The 17462-nt window shown below is 31.8% G+C and carries 15 protein-coding genes and 1 tRNA gene; 14 read left to right on the top strand and 2 right to left on the bottom strand.

What is annotated here, in order from left to right; genetic code table 11:
* The first annotated feature begins 1 nt into the window (after window position 1).
* From RN605_RS07725 to RN605_RS07660, 14 genes are all read left to right on the top strand, one after another.
* Window positions 2–349, top strand: coding sequence for an FtsL-like putative cell division protein (locus tag RN605_RS07725; RefSeq protein WP_313323928.1), 348 nt, complete (start codon window positions 2–4; stop codon window positions 347–349).
* Window positions 340–2343 (top strand): penicillin-binding protein, encoded by a 2004-nt coding sequence (locus RN605_RS07720; RefSeq protein ID WP_313323926.1) that lies wholly within the window; start codon window positions 340–342, stop codon window positions 2341–2343. Before RN605_RS07725 ends, RN605_RS07720 begins: the two co-directional genes overlap by 10 nt.
* Window positions 2340–3803, top strand: a complete 1464-nt coding sequence (locus RN605_RS07715; RefSeq protein WP_313323924.1) for a UDP-N-acetylmuramoyl-L-alanyl-D-glutamate--2,6-diaminopimelate ligase — start codon at window positions 2340–2342, stop codon at window positions 3801–3803. Before RN605_RS07720 ends, RN605_RS07715 begins: the two co-directional genes overlap by 4 nt.
* Window positions 3804–3808: 5 nt before the next feature.
* Window positions 3809–5035 carry a phospho-N-acetylmuramoyl-pentapeptide-transferase gene (mraY, locus tag RN605_RS07710; RefSeq protein WP_313323922.1) on the top strand — a complete coding sequence of 409 codons (1227 nt, stop codon included), beginning with the start codon at window positions 3809–3811 and terminating at the stop codon, window positions 5033–5035.
* A gap of 1 nt (window position 5036) precedes the next feature.
* Window positions 5037–6371: a UDP-N-acetylmuramoyl-L-alanine--D-glutamate ligase gene (gene murD, locus RN605_RS07705; protein WP_313323920.1), complete on the top strand. Its 1335-nt coding sequence runs from the start codon at window positions 5037–5039 to the stop codon at window positions 6369–6371.
* 9 nt (window positions 6372–6380) lie between these two features.
* A complete protein-coding gene (locus RN605_RS07700) occupies window positions 6381–7664 on the top strand; it encodes an FtsW/RodA/SpoVE family cell cycle protein (protein WP_313323918.1) in 1284 nt (427 codons plus the stop codon).
* Between the two features lie 4 nt (window positions 7665–7668).
* Window positions 7669–8760, top strand: a complete 1092-nt coding sequence (gene murG, locus RN605_RS07695; protein ID WP_313323916.1) for an undecaprenyldiphospho-muramoylpentapeptide beta-N-acetylglucosaminyltransferase — start codon at window positions 7669–7671, stop codon at window positions 8758–8760.
* Window positions 8760–10100 carry a UDP-N-acetylmuramate--L-alanine ligase gene (gene murC / locus RN605_RS07690; protein WP_313323914.1) on the top strand — a complete coding sequence of 447 codons (1341 nt, stop codon included), beginning with the start codon at window positions 8760–8762 and terminating at the stop codon, window positions 10098–10100. The genes murG and murC overlap by 1 nt, the downstream gene beginning before the upstream one ends.
* Window positions 10097–10819: a cell division protein FtsQ gene (locus tag RN605_RS07685; RefSeq protein WP_313323912.1), complete on the top strand. Its 723-nt coding sequence runs from the start codon at window positions 10097–10099 to the stop codon at window positions 10817–10819. The genes murC and RN605_RS07685 overlap by 4 nt, the downstream gene beginning before the upstream one ends.
* Window positions 10820–10826: 7 nt before the next feature.
* Complete coding sequence (gene ftsA, locus RN605_RS07680; RefSeq protein WP_313323910.1) at window positions 10827–12206, top strand: cell division protein FtsA; 1380 nt, start codon at window positions 10827–10829, stop codon at window positions 12204–12206.
* 38 nt (window positions 12207–12244) lie between these two features.
* Entirely contained in the window at window positions 12245–14179 is a 1935-nt protein-coding gene (ftsZ, locus tag RN605_RS07675; protein ID WP_313323909.1) for a cell division protein FtsZ, read from the top strand.
* Window positions 14180–14282: 103 nt separating this feature from the next.
* Window positions 14283–14732 (top strand): GatB/YqeY domain-containing protein, encoded by a 450-nt coding sequence (locus tag RN605_RS07670; RefSeq protein ID WP_313323907.1) that lies wholly within the window; start codon window positions 14283–14285, stop codon window positions 14730–14732.
* Window positions 14733–14759: 27 nt separating this feature from the next.
* Window positions 14760–14833, top strand: a tRNA-Arg gene (locus RN605_RS07665).
* A gap of 25 nt (window positions 14834–14858) precedes the next feature.
* Entirely contained in the window at window positions 14859–15674 is an 816-nt protein-coding gene (locus RN605_RS07660; protein ID WP_313323905.1) for a zinc-dependent peptidase, read from the top strand.
* Here the strand turns inward: RN605_RS07660 and rpe are convergent.
* Both rpe and RN605_RS07650 read right to left on the bottom strand, forming a co-directional pair.
* On the bottom strand, window positions 15671–16333 hold the full coding sequence (rpe, locus tag RN605_RS07655) for a ribulose-phosphate 3-epimerase (RefSeq protein WP_313323903.1): 663 nt from the start codon (window positions 16331–16333) through the stop codon (window positions 15671–15673). The two genes, RN605_RS07660 and rpe, sit on opposite strands and share 4 nt — an antisense overlap.
* A 185-nt stretch (window positions 16334–16518) precedes the next feature.
* On the bottom strand, window positions 16519–17382 hold the full coding sequence (locus tag RN605_RS07650) for a sigma-70 family RNA polymerase sigma factor (protein WP_007804760.1): 864 nt from the start codon (window positions 17380–17382) through the stop codon (window positions 16519–16521).
* Window positions 17383–17462 lie beyond the last annotated feature (80 nt).

Here is a 17462-nt window from a genome sequence, read left to right as displayed (position 1 = left end):
TATGAAGAAAGGTGTTTACAGCATATTGAAAGCAAGATTTTTAGTAAATGAAGATGCTACAAAAAATTGGCGTTTTATCGTTTTTCTAATTCTTCTAGCTATTGGAATGATTGCAAATACGCATCGATTTGAACGTAAAGTTTTTAGAATTACAGAGCTTACAAATGAAGTAAAGGAATTGCGTTCAGAGTTTGTAGATAGACGTTCTGAGTTAATGAAATTAAAAATGGAATCGACAGTTTCGGAGAAAATGAAAGAACGAAATATTTTTCCATCATCGGTTCCACCAAAAAAAATAAAAGTAAAAAAAGTAGAAGAAAAAAGTTTGTTTAAGAAGTTATGGCAGTAGAAGAAAAGCAAATATCATATCGCATTTATCTCGTTGCATTCAGCTTCTTTGTTATTGCATGCGCAATTACGTTTAAACTTACCAACATTCAATGGGTTAAAGGCGATTATTATAGAAAACTAGCCAAAGAACGTTCGGTTAAAAACTTCATCATTCCTGCTAACAAAGGGAACATTTATTCTGCCGATGGAAGTTTGTTAGCTACTTCAATTCCAAATTACACGATTCGATTTGATGCTGTTGCGCCGAAAGAAGAAGATTTTGATAAAAATGTAAAAGCACTTTCTGATTCATTATCAGTAATGCTTGGAAAACCAAGTTCTTATTATCATTCAGAACTCAGAAAAGCAAAAGCTGATAAAAACAGGTATTTTCTTTTAGCAAGAAGTTTAACATATACAGAATACTTAAGAATTAAAAGTTTTCCATTATTTAATCTAGGAACTTATAAAGGTGGAATGATTACTGAACAAAAAACAGTTCGTGAACATCCAATTGGTAAAATAGCAGAAAGGACAATCGGTTACGAAAGAATAACGCCATCAGGAATTCCAGATGGAAAAGGAATCGAATGGTCGTTTAGAAAATATTTAAACGGTAAAGACGGCAAAATATTAAAACAAAAAATCGCAAAAGGTCAATGGAAACCGATTAGAGATATTAATGAAGTTGATCCACAAGATGGCTATGATGTAATTTCTACGATTGATGTTTACATTCAAGATATTGCGCATCATGCTTTGTTGAAACAACTTGAATTGTATGAAGCCGATCATGGTTGTGTTGTTGTGATGGAAACTAAAACAGGTAATGTAAAAGCTATCTCAAATTTAGGTAGAGCAAGCGATGGTTCGTATTATGAAACTGTAAATTATGCTGTAGCAGAATCACATGAACCTGGTTCAACATTCAAATTGGTTGATTTGATTGCTTTACTCGATGATAATAAAGTTGATACTAGTAAAGTTTATGACACTAATGGTGGAATTGTAACTTATTATAACCGAAAAGTTCGTGATTCGCACGAAGGTGGTTATGGCAAAATTTCATTAGCTCGTGGTTTTGAAGTTTCTTCAAATACGGTTATGGTTCAAGCTGTTTATGATAACTACAAAGACAATCCAAAAGAATTTGTTGATAGAATTGATGCTTTAGGGCTAAATAAGCCAATTGGTTTGCCATTTGAAGGTGAAGGAATTCCGTATATTCCTCAACCTGGTGATAAAAAATGGAGCGGAATTTCGTTACCATGGATGGCTTATGGTTATGGAGTTTCTGTTACGCCTTTACAAACTCTTGCGCTTTACAATGCAATTGCCAATAATGGAATAATGATTAAGCCAAAATTTGTTACAGAAATTAAGGAATGGAATAAAGTCATTAAAAAATACAATACTGAAGTAATAAATCCTCGAATTTGTTCTGAGGAAACCATTAAAAAAGTAAAAGCAGTTTTAGAAAATGTTGTTAAAAGAGGTACGGCTTCAAAGTTATATTCTAAAGATTTTTCAATGGCAGGAAAAACAGGAACTGCCGCAGCAAATTATGGTGTAAATAGCGGAGCTGATAAATATTACATTTCATCATTTGCTGGATTTTTCCCCGTTGAAAATCCAAAATACTCTTGTATTGTGGTAGTTCATAAACCAAATACATCAAATAACAATTATTACGGTGCTGATGTTGCTGGACCAGTTTTTAAACGAATTGCTCAAAAAATATTTACCGATGCGCCATCAACAAATGAAATCAAAAATTTGAATTCAAAAGTTTCAAAAGTTGAAGTTGCTTATCAACAATATTATGACAAAGCTCAATCTGAAAAGAAAACATTGCCTAATCTAAAAGGAATGGCAGGAATGGATGCTGTTGCTCTTTTAGAAAATTTAAAAATAAAAGTAAAAGTAATTGGTGTTGGAAAAGTTAAAAAACAATCCATTTTGCCTGGAGAATTACTTGAGAATGTAAAAATTATAACTCTGGAATTATCGTGATAATTTTAAAAGAAATATTATATAAAGTAGCTATCGAAGTTGTAAAAGGTTCGACAGATATTGCTATTGAAAAAATTGAATTTGATTCACGAAAAATTCAAGAGAATGATGTTTTTGTGGCAATTCGAGGAACTATTTCTAATGGTCATGATTTTATTGAAAAAGCAATTAATCTAGGCGCAACGGTTATAGTTTGTGATACTTTGCCTGAAATTATTGTTTCCGGAATTACCTATGTTCAAGTAAAAGATACCAATACAGCTTTAGCGTTTTTAGCTTCAAATTTTTATGGAAATCCATCCAACAACTTGAAGTTAATCGGAATTACTGGAACCAATGGAAAAACAACCATTGCTTCACTTTTATACCAATTGTTTAAAAAAGCTGGCTATAAAGTAGGCTTATTGTCAACAGTGAAAATTTTGGTTGATGACCAAGAATATAAAGCTACACATACAACGCCAGATTCGTTGACCATTAATCATTATTTGGCAGAAATGAATACAGCTGGTGTTGAATATTGCTTCATGGAAGTTAGTTCACATGGTATTCATCAAAAAAGAACGGAAGGATTGCATTTTGCAGCTGGAATTTTCACCAATTTATCGCATGATCATTTAGACTATCATCCAACTTTTGCTGAATATCGTGATGTTAAAAAATCATTCTTTGATCATTTGCCAAAGACAGCTTTTGCATTAACCAATATTGATGATAAAAATGGTTTGGTTATGCTTCAAAACACAGCTGCAAGAAAATTGACTTATGCATTAAAAAGTTACGCAGATTATAAAGCTCAAATTCTTGAAAACCAACTTTCGGGTTTGCTGTTAAAAATTAATGAAAGTGAAGTTTGGGTTAAATTAATCGGAACGTTTAATGCCTATAATTTATTGGCAATTTATGGAACTGCTGTAGAACTTGGTTTAGATAAGTTAGAAGTTTTGCGATTGCTTTCAGAGTTAGAAAGTGTTTCAGGAAGATTTCAGTTTATAGTTTCTGAAGAACAAATCACAGCAATTGTTGATTATGCACATACGCCTGATGCTTTAGAAAATGTATTAAAAACCATTAATGATATCAGAACGAATAACGAACATTTAATTACGGTTATTGGTTGTGGTGGTGACAGAGATAAAGCAAAAAGACCAATCATGGCGCATATTGCAACATCAATGAGCAACAAAGTAATTATCACTTCTGATAATCCAAGAACCGAAGATCCAATTGATATTATTGCTGATATGGAAAAAGGTGTTGAGGTTCAAAATCAAAGAAAAACGCTTTCAATAGTTGATAGAAAACAAGCTATCAAAACCGCTTGTCAATTGGCCAGTTTTAAAGATATTATTCTGATTGCTGGGAAAGGACATGAAACCTATCAAGAAATCAATGGAGTTAGATATGATTTCGATGATATGAAAATAGTAAAAGAATTTTTAGAGCAACTAAATAAGTAAACATTATGCTATATTATTTATTTGAATACCTAGATAAAACAATGGATATTCCTGGAACGGGAGTTTTCCAATACATCACGTTTCGTTCTGCATTAGCATTGATACTTTCATTGATGTTGTCTACTATTTATGGAAAAAAAATAATCACATTTTTAAGAAATCAACAAGTTGGTGAAACTGTAAGAGAACTTGGTCTTGAAGGACAAACTCAAAAAGCCGGAACGCCAACAATGGGTGGATTAATCATAATCATCGCTACGCTTATACCGGTATTATTATTCACAAGATTGGATAATATTTATGTTTTGTTGTTGATTGTAACTACGCTTTGGATGGGAACAATCGGTTTTATTGATGATTATATCAAAATTTTCAAAAAAGACAAACAAGGATTAAAAGGTATTTTTAAAGTGATTGGTCAAGTTGGTCTTGGATTGATTGTTGGTTCTGTTTTATATTTTCATCCTGCAGTTACCATCAGAGAACACACTAATAATGCGGTTCCATTTAACAGTACTGAGAAAGTAATTAATGAATTACCAGCGGAAATAAAATCGACTACAACTACAATTCCATTTACCAAAAACAACGAATTAGATTATGCTCAAATTTTAAAACCATTTACCGATGATTATCAAAATTGGGCTTGGTTGGTATTTATTCCTATTGTAATTTTTATCATCACTGCCGTTTCAAATGGTGCAAATCTAACTGATGGAATCGATGGGTTAGCTGCTGGAACATCAGCCATTTCGGTGCTCGCACTCGGAATTTTTACGTTCGTTTCAGGTAATATCATTTTGTCCAATTATTTGAACATTATGTACATTCCAAATTCTGGGGAAATGACCGTATTTATTTCTGCATTTGTTGGAGCATTAATTGGATTTCTTTGGTACAATTCTTATCCAGCTTCTGTATTCATGGGCGATACAGGAAGTTTAACTATCGGTGGAATTATTGCAGTTTTAGCAATTTCTGTTCGAAAAGAAATGCTTTTACCAGTATTGTGTGCCATATTTTTTGCTGAAAATCTTTCTGTAATTATTCAAGTGAGTTATTTCAAATACACTAAAAAACGTTTTGGTGAAGGACGAAGGGTTTTCTTGATGTCACCATTGCATCACCATTATCAGAAAAAAGGATATCACGAAAGTAAAATAGTAACCCGTTTTTGGATTGTTGCCATTATGCTTGCCATCGTTTCTATTGTAACCTTGAAATTGAGATAAAATGCAACGATTGGTAATACTTGGCGGTGGAGAAAGTGGAGTTGGAACAGCCATTTTGGGAAAGAAAAAAGGATACGAAGTTTTTGTTTCTGACTTCGGAAAAATAAAAGAAAACTATAAAGACGTTCTTAATCAGTATGAAATTAAATGGGAAGATGAAACCCATACTGAAGATTTAATTCTGAGTGCAAACATCGTAATGAAAAGTCCAGGAATTCCTGAAAAAGCTCCAATTGTAAAAAAGTTGGTTGAAAAAGGAATACCAGTTATTTCAGAAATTGAGTTTGCAGCAAAATATACTTCGGCTAAAACCATTGGAATTACAGGAAGTAATGGTAAAACAACCACAACAATGTTAACCTATCATTTGTTAAAATCGGGTGGATTAAATGTTGGTTTAGCAGGTAATGTTGGAAAAAGTTTTGCATGGCAAGTAGCAGAAGAAAATTTCGATTGTTATGTATTAGAGTTAAGCAGTTTTCAGTTGGATGGAATTATTGACTATAAGCCAGAAATAGCCATAATTACAAACATTAGTCCAGACCATTTAGACCGATACGATTATAAGTACGAAAATTATATCGCGTCAAAATTTAGAATTACAATGAACCAAACCGAAGATGATTTTTTAATCTTCGACGCAGATGATGAAGCAATTTCGGAATGGTTAAAACAAAACAAAACAAAAGCAAAACTAGTTCCTTTTTCACTGTCAAAACAATTTGAATTTGGAGCATTTATAAAACAAGACACTATGAACATTCTTATCAACGAAGAAGAATTGGAAATGAAAATTGTAGATATTTCTTTAGAAGGAAATCACAATTTGAAGAACGCAATGGCAGCTACATCAGTGGCACAATTGATGAAAATCAGAAAAGAAACCATTCGCGAAAGTTTATCAAATTTTCAAGGTGTTGAGCATCGTTTGGAGAAAGTTTTAAAAATCCAAAACGTGCAATACATCAATGATAGTAAAGCAACAAATGTTAACGCTACGTTTTTTGCTTTAGACAGCATGACTGTTCCAACGGTATGGATTGTTGGTGGTGTTGACAAAGGAAATGATTATTCAGAATTAATGCCTTTAGTGCGCGAAAAAGTAAAAGCAATTATTTGTTTAGGAATTGATAACAAAAAAATAATTGATGCCTTTAGAGATGTAGTCGATATGATGGTTGAAGTTGACAACATGCGAGATGCTGTTATTACGGCAAAACATTTAACTGAAAAAGGAGATGCTGTTTTATTATCGCCTGCTTGTGCAAGTTTTGATTTATTTCAAAACTATGAAGACAGAGGAAATCAATTTAAAGCAGCTGTAAAAAATCTATAGAAGTTTATTATGAAAGAGTTTATAAACAGTTTAAGAGGAGACAAAGTTATCTGGGCATTCGTTGCTTTGATGGCGATGCTTTCTTTTATGCCTGTTTTTAGCGCAAGTAGTAATTTGGCATATATGCGTCATGGTTCAGGAAATGCGTTTACTTATTTGTTGAAGCATGCTGCACAGGTATTTGTTGGATTTTTTATTTTATACAAAATTCACAAAGTACCATATCATTATTTTAAAACAATTTCCAAAATAATGTTACCTGTTGTTTGGATTTTGTTGGTTTATACTTTGCTCAAAGGAACAATGATTGATGGTGCCAATGCAAGTAGATGGATTCAAATTCCGTTTATTGGTATTACCTTTCAAACATCAACTTTAGCCGCCATTGTTTTATACATTTATGTAGCAAGATTTTTATCCAAAAAAAGAGAAACTCCAATTACTTTTAAAGCTTCTATTTGGGAATTATGGACGCCAGTTTTCATAACATTGGCATTAATTTTACCTGCAAATTTATCTACAGCAGCGTTAATTTTTTCTATGGTTTTAATGTTGGTTTTTATTGGGAAATATCCATTAAAATACATCGGAGTTATACTTGGTGTTGGATTAGTAAGTTTGGTGTTTTTTGTTTTAGTAGCCAAAGCTTTTCCTGGTGCATTCCCAAATCGTGTTGATACATGGATTAGTCGTATTGATAATTTTGCTACCGATAAACCTGATGAAGATGACTATCAAATTGAAAAAGCAAAAATAGCTATTGCTTCAGGTGGCGTTTACGGACTTGGACCTGGAAAAAGTGTTCAAAAAAACTTTTTACCACAATCTTCTTCCGATTTTATTTATGCCATAATTGTTGAAGAATATGGCTTATTTGGCGGATTATTTGTATTAGGATTATATCTTTTACTATTATTCAGATTTGTAGTTGCAGCTCATAAATCAACAACGCTTTTCGGTAAATTATTAGTTGTTGGACTTGGTTTTCCAATCATTTTTCAAGCCATGACCAATATGGGAGTTGCTGTAGAATTATTACCAGTCACAGGACAAACATTACCATTAATAAGTTCTGGTGGAACTTCGATTTGGATAACCTGTATTGCTTTGGGTATTATTATCAGTGTTACCAAAAAAGAAGAAGAAATAGCTGAAGACGAAGCTGAAAAAGCTAAACGTGAAGCAGCTTTACAAAAATTAATTGATAAACAATTAGAAGAAGATGAATTGGAAGAGGAAGATTTTTCAATAGTTGAAAATCAAAATCCTTTAGATGTAGTTTTAAATAAATAAAGAGATGAAAAAACTAAAATTCATAATTAGCGGAGGCGGAACTGGCGGACATATTTATCCGGCAATTGCTATTGCAAATGAATTGAAGTTACGATTTCCTGATGCCGAGTTTCTTTTTGTTGGAGCAAAAGATAAAATGGAAATGCAAAAAGTACCGCAAGCAGGATATAAAATTGAAGGTCTTTGGATTGCTGGATTACAACGTAAATTAACGTTTCAAAACGCTATGTTTCCTTTGAAATTAATGAGCAGTTTATGGAAATCAAGAAGTATTATTAAAAAATTTAAACCTGATGTTGTTATTGGAACTGGAGGTTTTGCTTCTGGTCCGTTGCTTCAAATGGCTAATAGTGCAAATATTCCAACTTTGGTTCAAGAGCAAAATTCATATCCAGGAATCACAAATAAATTATTGAGCAAAAAAGCCAATACCATTTGTGTTGCCTATGAAAATTTAGAACGTTTTTTTCCAAAAGAGAAAATTATTTTAACAGGAAATCCAGTTCGTCAAGATTTGCTAGATATTTCAAATAAAAGAAATGAAGCAATAGAGTATTTTAAATTAAAAGAAGAAAAGAAAACTCTTTTAGTACTTGGTGGAAGTCTTGGATCAAGAAGAATAAATCAATTAATAGAAAGTAAAATATTTGATATAGTTGCCAATGATATTCAGGTTATCTGGCAATGTGGTAAATTTTATATTGAAGAATACAAACATTATTCAGACAATAAAAATGTACAAGTTACTGCTTTTATAGACAGAATGGATTTGGTTTATGCAGTAGCAGATTTTGTGATTTCTCGTGCTGGTGCATCATCGGTTTCCGAATTATGTTTAGTAGGAAAGCCAACTATTTTTATTCCGTCACCAAACGTTGCTGAAGATCATCAAACAAAAAACGCTAAAGCAATTGTAGAAAAAAATGGCGCTTTGATGATTAAGGAAAATGAATTAGACGAAAAATTTGATGAAGTTTTTCAAAATTTAATTTCTGACGAAAAATTGCAAAATGATTTGTCAAAAAATTGTAAAGAACTAGCAAAACCTAATGCTACAAAAGATATTGTTGAAGAAATAATTAAGTTGATTAAATAATGAATTTGAACCAAATACATAATGTTTATTTTATTGGAATTGGCGGCATCGGCATGAGTGCTTTGGCGCGCTATTTCCAAAATATTGGCAAAAATGTATCTGGTTACGACAAAACACCTTCAACATTGACCAATGAACTTATTGCAGGTGGAATGTCAATTCATTTTGTAGATGATATAAACTTGATACCAAAAGATTATTATATTGAAAACACGTTAGTAGTTTTGACGCCAGCAGTTCCAATAACACATTCAGAATTAAATTATTTTTTAGAACGCGATTATATTGTAAAAAAGCGTGCTGAAGTTTTAGGAATAATAACCAAAGATACTTTTTGTTTTGCGGTTGCTGGCACACACGGAAAAACAACAACTTCAAGTATTCTTGGTCATATTTTGTATGAAAGTGGCGCTGACGTTACCGCTTTTCTTGGAGGAATAGTTGAAAATTACAATTCAAATTTAATTGGTTCAGGAAAAAATATTTCAGTTGTTGAAGCTGATGAGTTTGACCGTTCCTTTTTACATCTTCATCCAAACATTGCCTGTGTAACTTCAATGGATGCGGATCATTTGGATATTTATGGCGATGCTTCTTCAATTGAATCCTCTTTCAGAGAATTTGCAGATAAAGTTTCAGATAAATCAAAATTGTTTGTTCCAAAAGGGTTACCATTAGAAGGTTTGACAGTGGCAATAAACGAAGAAGCAACATTTACAGCAACAAATATTAGAATTGAAAATAGTGCATATGTTTTTGATGTAAAATCACCTTCAGAAACAATTGAAAATATAGCATTCAGCTTGCCTGGACATCATAATTTAATGAATGCCTTGATGGCTTTAGCGATGGCGAAAACGTTTGGCACCCCAACCAACGACATTGCTAAAGCCTTGGCTTCATTTAAAGGTGTACAACGTAGATTTTCATATCAAATTAAATCTGAAAATTTAGTTTATATCGATGATTATGCACATCATCCAACAGAAATTGAAGCGGTTCATCAAGCTGTTAGAGAATTATATCCAAATCAAAAAGTTTTGGCCATTTTTCAACCACATTTATTCAGTAGAACTAAAGATTTTATCGATGGCTTTGCCGAAAGTTTATCAAAATTTGACGAAATACTATTATTAGATATTTATCCTGCAAGAGAGCTTCCAATGGAAGGCGTTACATCAAGTTGGTTATTGTCAAAAATTGAAAACTCAAACAAAAAATTAGTTTCAAAATCAGAGTTGATTTCTGAAATATTGAAAAGTAATTCTAAGGTAATTGTTACTATCGGTGCAGGCGATATTGGTGAATTAGTTCCAAACGTTAAAAAAGCATTATCATGAAGATTTTAACTTGGACAAATATCAGATTATTACTCATGTTTATTTTAGTGATTTTTTTGTATTCATTTACTTCATATAGAAATAATCATAGAAAAATAAAGAAAGTAGAAGTAGAAATTCTAGATAATAACACGCCTTTTATTAAATCTGAAATGGTTAATAAATTGTTAATAGAAAAAAATAGTAATGCTAAAACTTTTACTAAAGAAACTTTAGTTTTGAAGAAACTAGAGAATTCTATCAACGAACAAAAGTTAATTCAGAAAGCTGATGTATTTGTCAGTGTTGATGGAGTTTTAAAAGCAGTGGTAAAACAAAAAACTCCTCTGGGAAGAGTTAGTACTGAAAATAGATCTTTTTATATTGATTATGAAGGAAATGAGATGCCTTTTTCAGACAATTATACAGCGAGAGTTCCACTCATTTCGGGGGATATTAATGGAGTGAAAAAAGAAAAATTGGCTCTGGTGTTGAGGACAATTTTTGAAGATGAGTTTTTGAAAAAAAATATCATTGGTGTTCAAGTTTTGCCTAATGGCAGCTTGATTTTAGAAAACAGAAATTATGATTTTAGAATAGATTTTGGTCGAACGATCAATGTTGAACGAAAATTTAATAATTATAAAGCATTTTTTCAAAAAGCAGTTTCAGATAGCACTTTGAATAAATACAAAATGATAAATCTGAAGTTTACACAACAAGTGGTTTGTATTAAATAGTTAAAGTATGGAAAAAGAAAACATCGCCGTTGGATTAGACATTGGAACAACAAAGATTGTTGCAATGATTGGAAAGAAAAACGAGTATGGCAAATTAGAGATTTTAGGCGTTGGTAAAGCCAAAAGTCTAGGTGTAGCGCGTGGTGTTGTAAACAACATTACTCAAACTATTCAATCCATTCAACAAGCAGTTTTAGAAGCCGAAAATAATTCGGGTTATAAAATCAATGATGTTGTGGTTGGAATTGCGGGTCAACATATTCGTAGTATTCAACATACTGACTATGTGATTAGAACCAATCCCGAAGAAGTTATAAGCGGAAAAGATATCCAGTTATTAATCGATCAAGTGAATAAACTTGCAATGCTTCCTGGTGAAGAAATTATTCATGTATTGCCGCAAGAGTTCAAAATTGATGGTCAATCAGAAATAAAAGAACCAATTGGAATGTATGGTGGAAGATTGGAAGCAAGCTTCCACGTTGTGGTCGGACAAGCAGCTTCTATTAGAAACGTTGGTCGTTGCATTCAAAGTTCAGGAATTGAATTATCTGGTTTAACATTAGAACCATTAGCTTCAGCCGATGCAGTTTTAAGTCAGGAGGAAAAAGAAGCAGGTGTTGCTTTAATTGATATTGGTGGTGGAACTACAGATTTAGCGATTTTTAAAGATGGAATTATTCGTCATACTGCAGTAATTCCTTTTGGAGGAAATGTAATTACGGAAGACATTAAAGAAGGTTGTTCAATTATTGAAAAGCAAGCAGAATTACTAAAAACAAAATTCGGTTCTGCTTGGCCAGGTGAAAACAAAGACAATGAAATAGTATCAATTCCAGGTTTACGTGGTCGTGATCCAAAAGAAATTTCACTAAAGAACTTATCAAAAATTATCCATGCGAGAGTTGTGGAAATAATAGAACAAGTTTATACTGAAATAAAAGCATATGGTCATGAAGATCCAAGAAAGAAATTAATTGCTGGAATTGTATTAACTGGTGGTGGTTCTCAATTGAAACACATCAAACAAATTGTTGAGTACATTACAGGAATGGATACAAGAATAGGTTATCCTAATGAACATTTAGCTGGAAATTCAAGTCAAGAAATTTCAAGTCCATTGTATGCAACTGCTGTTGGATTAGTAATGAATAGCATTGCAAATAATACTGTTAGCGCTTATAAAATTGAATTAAAAGATTCGTTTACAGAAACTACAAGACAAGTTCATGTTCCTGTTGCAGAGCAGCCAATTGAAGAAGTTTCAAATGAAGTTTTTGAAGAAGCGAAAGTGCAAGAAAAAGAATCTACAGGTGAAAAAATTAAGAAATCGTTTTTCGACCGATATGTAGAAAAAATTAAAGATTTTTTAGATAACGCAGAATAAAACCATAATAAGTCAAACAAAACAAAAACCAAAATAGTATGATAAGCAACTCAGAATTTGGAAATATATCATTTGATTTGCCAAAAAATCAATCAAATGTTATTAAAGTAATTGGAGTTGGTGGCGGAGGAAGCAATGCCATTAACCACATGTTTAAGCAAGGAATTAAAGGTGTAGATTTTATAGTTTGTAATACTGATTCTCAGGCATTACAAAATAGTGCTGTACCAAATAAAATTCAATTAGGTGTTAATTTAACAGAAGGTTTAGGCGCAGGAGCGAATCCAGATGTTGGGCAACAATCTGCAATAGAAAGTATTGCTGATATTGAAAAGATGTTAGATACAAACACGAAAATGGTTTTTATTACTGCTGGAATGGGCGGAGGAACAGGTACTGGTGCTGCACCGGTAATTGCTCAATTGGCCAAAGAAAGAGATATTTTAACTGTTGGTATTGTTACTATTCCATTTCAATTTGAAGGGAAAGTACGTTCTGACCAAGCTTTACAAGGTGTTGAAAGATTAAGAAAACAAGTAGATTCTTTGATTGTTATTAATAATAACAAATTAAGAGAAGTTTACGGTAATCTTGGTTTCAAGGCTGGTTTCTCAAAAGCAGATGAAGTTTTGGCAACTGCTTCAAGAGGAATTGCAGAAGTAATTACACATCATTATACTCAAAATATTGACTTAAAAGACGCAAAAACGGTTTTATCAAATAGTGGAACTGCAATAATGGGTTCATCTGTTGCTTCAGGTGAAAACAGAGCAAAAGAAGCTATAATTTCTGCTTTAGATTCACCATTATTGAATGATAATAAAATTACAGGTGCCAAAAACGTATTGTTGCTTATCGTTTCTGGAACTAGCGAAATCACTATTGATGAAATTGGAGAAATCAATGACCATATTCAAGCCGAAGCAGGTTATAACGCTAATATTATCATGGGAGTTGGTGAAGATGAAACGCTAGGCGAATCAATTGCGGTAACTATTATTGCTACTGGTTTTAATGTAGAACAACAAAATGAAATAGTAAATACTGAACCAAAAAAAATAATTCACTCTTTAGAAGATGATCAAAAACTAGTTAGAGATTTATCTCAAAAACCAGTTGACGTTTTTCAATCAAAAGTAGAATCACCAGTTGAAGAAAAGGAAGAAAAAATTGTTTTTGAATTGATCGAAGACGATTTTGAAACAACTTCACCTGTTGTTAATGAAGATGAAAATGAATTGATTGCTATGACGCAATTCATAAAAAATTTAGATGTGACTTTTGAAATTGTTTCTCCAATAAAAGATATTGATTTCAGAATTACAACTCCTGAAGTTAAAGAAATTAATGTTGTTGAACCTCAAACTATTTCTAAAGAAGAAGAGCAAATCACTTTTACTTTTGAAGCTCAAACAGAGATGAAAAGTGAAGCTGAAGAGACAAAAATTGTTTTCGATTTATCCGATGAAACTAAAAACATCGAAGTTAATGAGCCAGTTCAATTTGTTCCTGTAACGGAGTTAAATGAAGAAGGAATTATCAAGTATTCATTAGAAGAATACATGGAATTAGAGAATGATTTGTTGAATTCAAAACCAGCAGCTAACGCAAAAGTTGAAGAACCTATAGATGAAGCTTTAGATATTACAATGAAAGATGTAACAGAAACTAAAACTTCAACATTTACACCTTCTTTTGAAGATGTTTCTCCAATAGAAATGACCATTGAAGAAACTTTAAAAATGCGCGCTGATGAAAGAAGAAGAAAGTTAAAAGAGTTTAATTATAAATTCCATAATAATCCATCGAGAGTTGATGAATTAGAAAAAGAACCAGCATACAAGCGTTCAGGAATTGATTTAAATGAAAATCAACCTTCAAATTCTGCATCACGTTTGTCATTAGGAACCGATAGTAATAATGATAATCAATTGCGTTCAAATAATTCATTTCTACACGACAATGTAGATTAATTATAAAAGATACAAATTCAAAACCCGAAAGTTTCCTAGAGATTTTCGGGTTTATTTTTTTAACTTCGCAACACAAAAAAATACACATTAAAAAACTAAAAATATGAGTTTATCGGCAAAAGTAATGAGCGAAATGAAAGAAGCAATGAAATCAAAAGATACAATTGCTTTAGAAGCTTTACGTGCAATAAAATCTGAATTATTGTTAGCACAAACTGCTACTGGTTCAAAAGAAGAGTTAGCAGAAGCAGATGAAATAAAGATATTGCAGAGATTAGTGAAAATGAGAAAAGATAGTGCTGAAATTTTCTCTAAACAAAATCGCCCAGATTTAGCAGAACCAGAATTGGTTCAAATATCAGTAATCGAAAAATTTCTTCCAGCACAATTATCAGAATCTGAAATTGAGGCAATTATTTCAAAAATTATTTCGGAAACCGGCGCATCAGGAATTGCATCTATGGGTAAAGTAATGGGATTAGCTTCATCTCAAATTGGCGGACAAGCAGAAGGAAAAGTTATTTCTGGAATCGTAAAAAAACTATTAACATAGTTTTGAATTAGATTTCTAACTTATTATGGCTGCGTAGTTCAACTGGATAGAATATCGGATTTCGGCTCCGACGGTTGCAGGTTCGACTCCTGTCGCAGTCACAATTAAAAGCTCCAAATTTATTATATGGAAATTATTTTACTTGTTTTTTTTGGAGTATTATTATTTGGAGTTTTTATAGCTTATACTCTTAATTTTTTTCTCAGCTTACTAGATGATATTTGGATAGCTTTTTTTGAACGACCATTGTATGTTCATTTATATTTATCACCAAAGAAAATTTCTGAGGAAGAACAATTTATTTTAAGGCAAAAATTTACTTTTTATAATAAACTTTCAGAAAAACAAAAAAAGTATTTTCACCACAGATTAGCTGTTTTTAATCAAACATATCAATTTATTCCACGTGGTGATTTTCAAATGAATAAAGAAGCACAAGTTTTGATTGCTGCTACTTATGTAATGTTAACTTTTGGTATGAGAAAGTATTTGGTCAATATTTTTGATAAAATAATTATATATCCAGAAGAATATTTATCTACACATACTGAACAATATCATAAAGGAGAATTTAATCCCAGGATGAAAGCTGTTGCTTTTTCTTGGAAACATTTTTACGAAGGTTATGAGATTGATAATGATAATTTAAACCTAGGAATACATGAATTTAGTCATGTGATTCATCATCATAGTTTAAGAAATACTGATGCTAGTTCACTTTCTTTCAAAAAACATTTTGAAACTATTATGAAGGAAGTAAATCACCCGCCAAATAGACAACGATTGATTGATTCAAATTATTTTAGAATATATGCTTATACCAACCAATTTGAATTTATTTCTGTAATTATTGAGCATTACTTTGAAACTCCATATCAATTCAAAAATGAATTTCCAGAATTGTATGCAAATGTCTCAAAAATGCTAAATCATAAGCATTAAAAGTTTGTCAAATTCTTTAAATTAGCTATTGTTTGTGTTGGGTTTTCTGCATTAAAAACAAAACTTCCAGCTACTAAAACATCAGCACCAGCATCAACTAATTGTTTTGCGTTTTTTGAAGTAACTCCACCATCAATTTCAATTTTTGTTGAAGCATTTTTTCTCTTTATTATTGCTTTTAGTTTTTCTACTTTTGCATAGGTGTTTTCTATAAAACTTTGCCCTCCAAAACCTGGATTTACACTCATTAAGCAAACCAAATCGATATCTTGAATTACATCTTCCAATAAATCAATATTTGTATGTGGGTTTAAAGCAACTCCAGCTTTCATTCCTTCTGCTTTTATTGCTTGTAACGTTCTGTGCAAATGAGTACAAGCTTCGTAATGAACGGTTAAAATATCGGCGCCTAATTTTTTAAAAGTTGTAATATATCTATCAGGATCAACAATCATTAAATGTACATCGATAGTTTTTTTTGCATGACGCGAAATAGCATCTAAAACAGGCATTCCAAAAGAAATATTTGGAACAAAAACACCATCCATAATATCAATATGAAACCAATCAGCTTCGCTGTTATTAATCATTTCGATATCGCGTTGAAGATTAGCAAAATCAGCAGCTAAAACTGATGGTGCAATAAGTGTATTTTTCATTGTTGTTGTTATGTTGTTTATCCTGAATTTATTTCAGAATTAGTTGTAGTTGCAAAGATAATTTTTATTTAAAGAATCTGAAACAAGTTCTGATTAAAAAGTAAAACTCCGGTAATCAGCCGGAGTTTCAATCATCAATCAAAAAACGAACAGTTAATCAGACTGTTTGTTATCGCTTTTAGGTTTTAACCTAAATATGTTTTTAATATTTTACTTCTAGATGTATGTTTTAATCTACGAATTGCTTTTTCTTTAATTTGACGAACACGCTCACGAGTTAAATCAAAAGTTTCTCCAATTTCTTCTAAAGTCATTGGATGTTGGTCACCTAAACCAAAGTATAAACGAACAACATCAGCTTCTCTAGGAGTTAAAGTTTCTAAAGAGCGTTCAATTTCAGTACGCAATGATTCGTGAATTAATTCTCTATCTGGATTTGGAGATTCACCTGAACGCAAAACGTCGTATAAGTTAGAATCTTCACCTTCAACAAGTGGCGCATCCATTGATAAATGACGACCAGAATTTTTCATTGATTCTTTTACATCATTTACTGTCATATCAAGTTCTTTCGCAATTTCTTCAGCACTTGGTGGACGTTCGTTAGATTGCTCTAATAAAGCGTACATTTTGTTGATTTTATTGATAGAACCAATTTTATTTAATGGTAAACGAACAATACGAGATTGTTCTGCTAAAGCTTGTAGAATAGATTGACGAATCCACCAAACAGCATATGAAATAAACTTGAAACCACGAGTTTCATCAAAACGTTGAGCAGCTTTAATCAAACCAAGATTTCCTTCGTTGATTAAATCGGGTAAAGTTAATCCTTGATTTTGATACTGTTTTGCTACAGAAACTACGAAACGTAAATTAGCTTTTGTTAATTTCTCTAAAGCACGTTGATCTCCAGCTTTGATTCTTTGTGCTAATTCTACTTCTTCATCAGCGGTAATCAAATCTACTTTTCCGATTTCTTGTAGGTATTTGTCTAAGGAAGCAGTTTCACGATTAGTTACCTGCTTGGTGATTTTGAGTTGTCTCATTAAATTTTTCCTTTTCTTTTTAAAGCGTTCAGGTGGTTATACGTAATTAGATTCAAAAAAGTTACAATTTTTTAATATTG

The sequence above is a fragment of the Flavobacterium sp. PMTSA4 genome (assembly GCF_032098525.1).
Lineage (GTDB): Bacteria > Bacteroidota > Bacteroidia > Flavobacteriales > Flavobacteriaceae > Flavobacterium > Flavobacterium capsici.
The sequence above is the reverse complement of the archived record's forward strand: the minus strand, read 5'-3'. Positions and strand labels throughout refer to the sequence as shown.

Coding starts and splice junctions, on each gene's coding strand:
- RN605_RS07700 (WP_313323918.1), top strand. CDS start 6,381: ATGAAAGAGTTTATAAACAGTTTAAGAGGAGACAAAGTTATCTGGGCA.
- rpe (WP_313323903.1), bottom strand. CDS start 16,333: ATGAAAAATACACTTATTGCACCATCAGTTTTAGCTGCTGATTTTGCT.
- ftsZ (WP_313323909.1), top strand. CDS start 12,245: ATGATAAGCAACTCAGAATTTGGAAATATATCATTTGATTTGCCAAAA.
- RN605_RS07725 (WP_313323928.1), top strand. CDS start 2: ATGAAGAAAGGTGTTTACAGCATATTGAAAGCAAGATTTTTAGTAAAT.
- RN605_RS07670 (WP_313323907.1), top strand. CDS start 14,283: ATGAGTTTATCGGCAAAAGTAATGAGCGAAATGAAAGAAGCAATGAAA.
- RN605_RS07650 (WP_007804760.1), bottom strand. CDS start 17,382: ATGAGACAACTCAAAATCACCAAGCAGGTAACTAATCGTGAAACTGCT.
- murD (WP_313323920.1), top strand. CDS start 5,037: ATGCAACGATTGGTAATACTTGGCGGTGGAGAAAGTGGAGTTGGAACA.
- ftsA (WP_313323910.1), top strand. CDS start 10,827: ATGGAAAAAGAAAACATCGCCGTTGGATTAGACATTGGAACAACAAAG.
- murG (WP_313323916.1), top strand. CDS start 7,669: ATGAAAAAACTAAAATTCATAATTAGCGGAGGCGGAACTGGCGGACAT.
- mraY (WP_313323922.1), top strand. CDS start 3,809: ATGCTATATTATTTATTTGAATACCTAGATAAAACAATGGATATTCCT.
- murC (WP_313323914.1), top strand. CDS start 8,760: ATGAATTTGAACCAAATACATAATGTTTATTTTATTGGAATTGGCGGC.
- RN605_RS07720 (WP_313323926.1), top strand. CDS start 340: ATGGCAGTAGAAGAAAAGCAAATATCATATCGCATTTATCTCGTTGCA.
- RN605_RS07660 (WP_313323905.1), top strand. CDS start 14,859: ATGGAAATTATTTTACTTGTTTTTTTTGGAGTATTATTATTTGGAGTT.
- RN605_RS07685 (WP_313323912.1), top strand. CDS start 10,097: ATGAAGATTTTAACTTGGACAAATATCAGATTATTACTCATGTTTATT.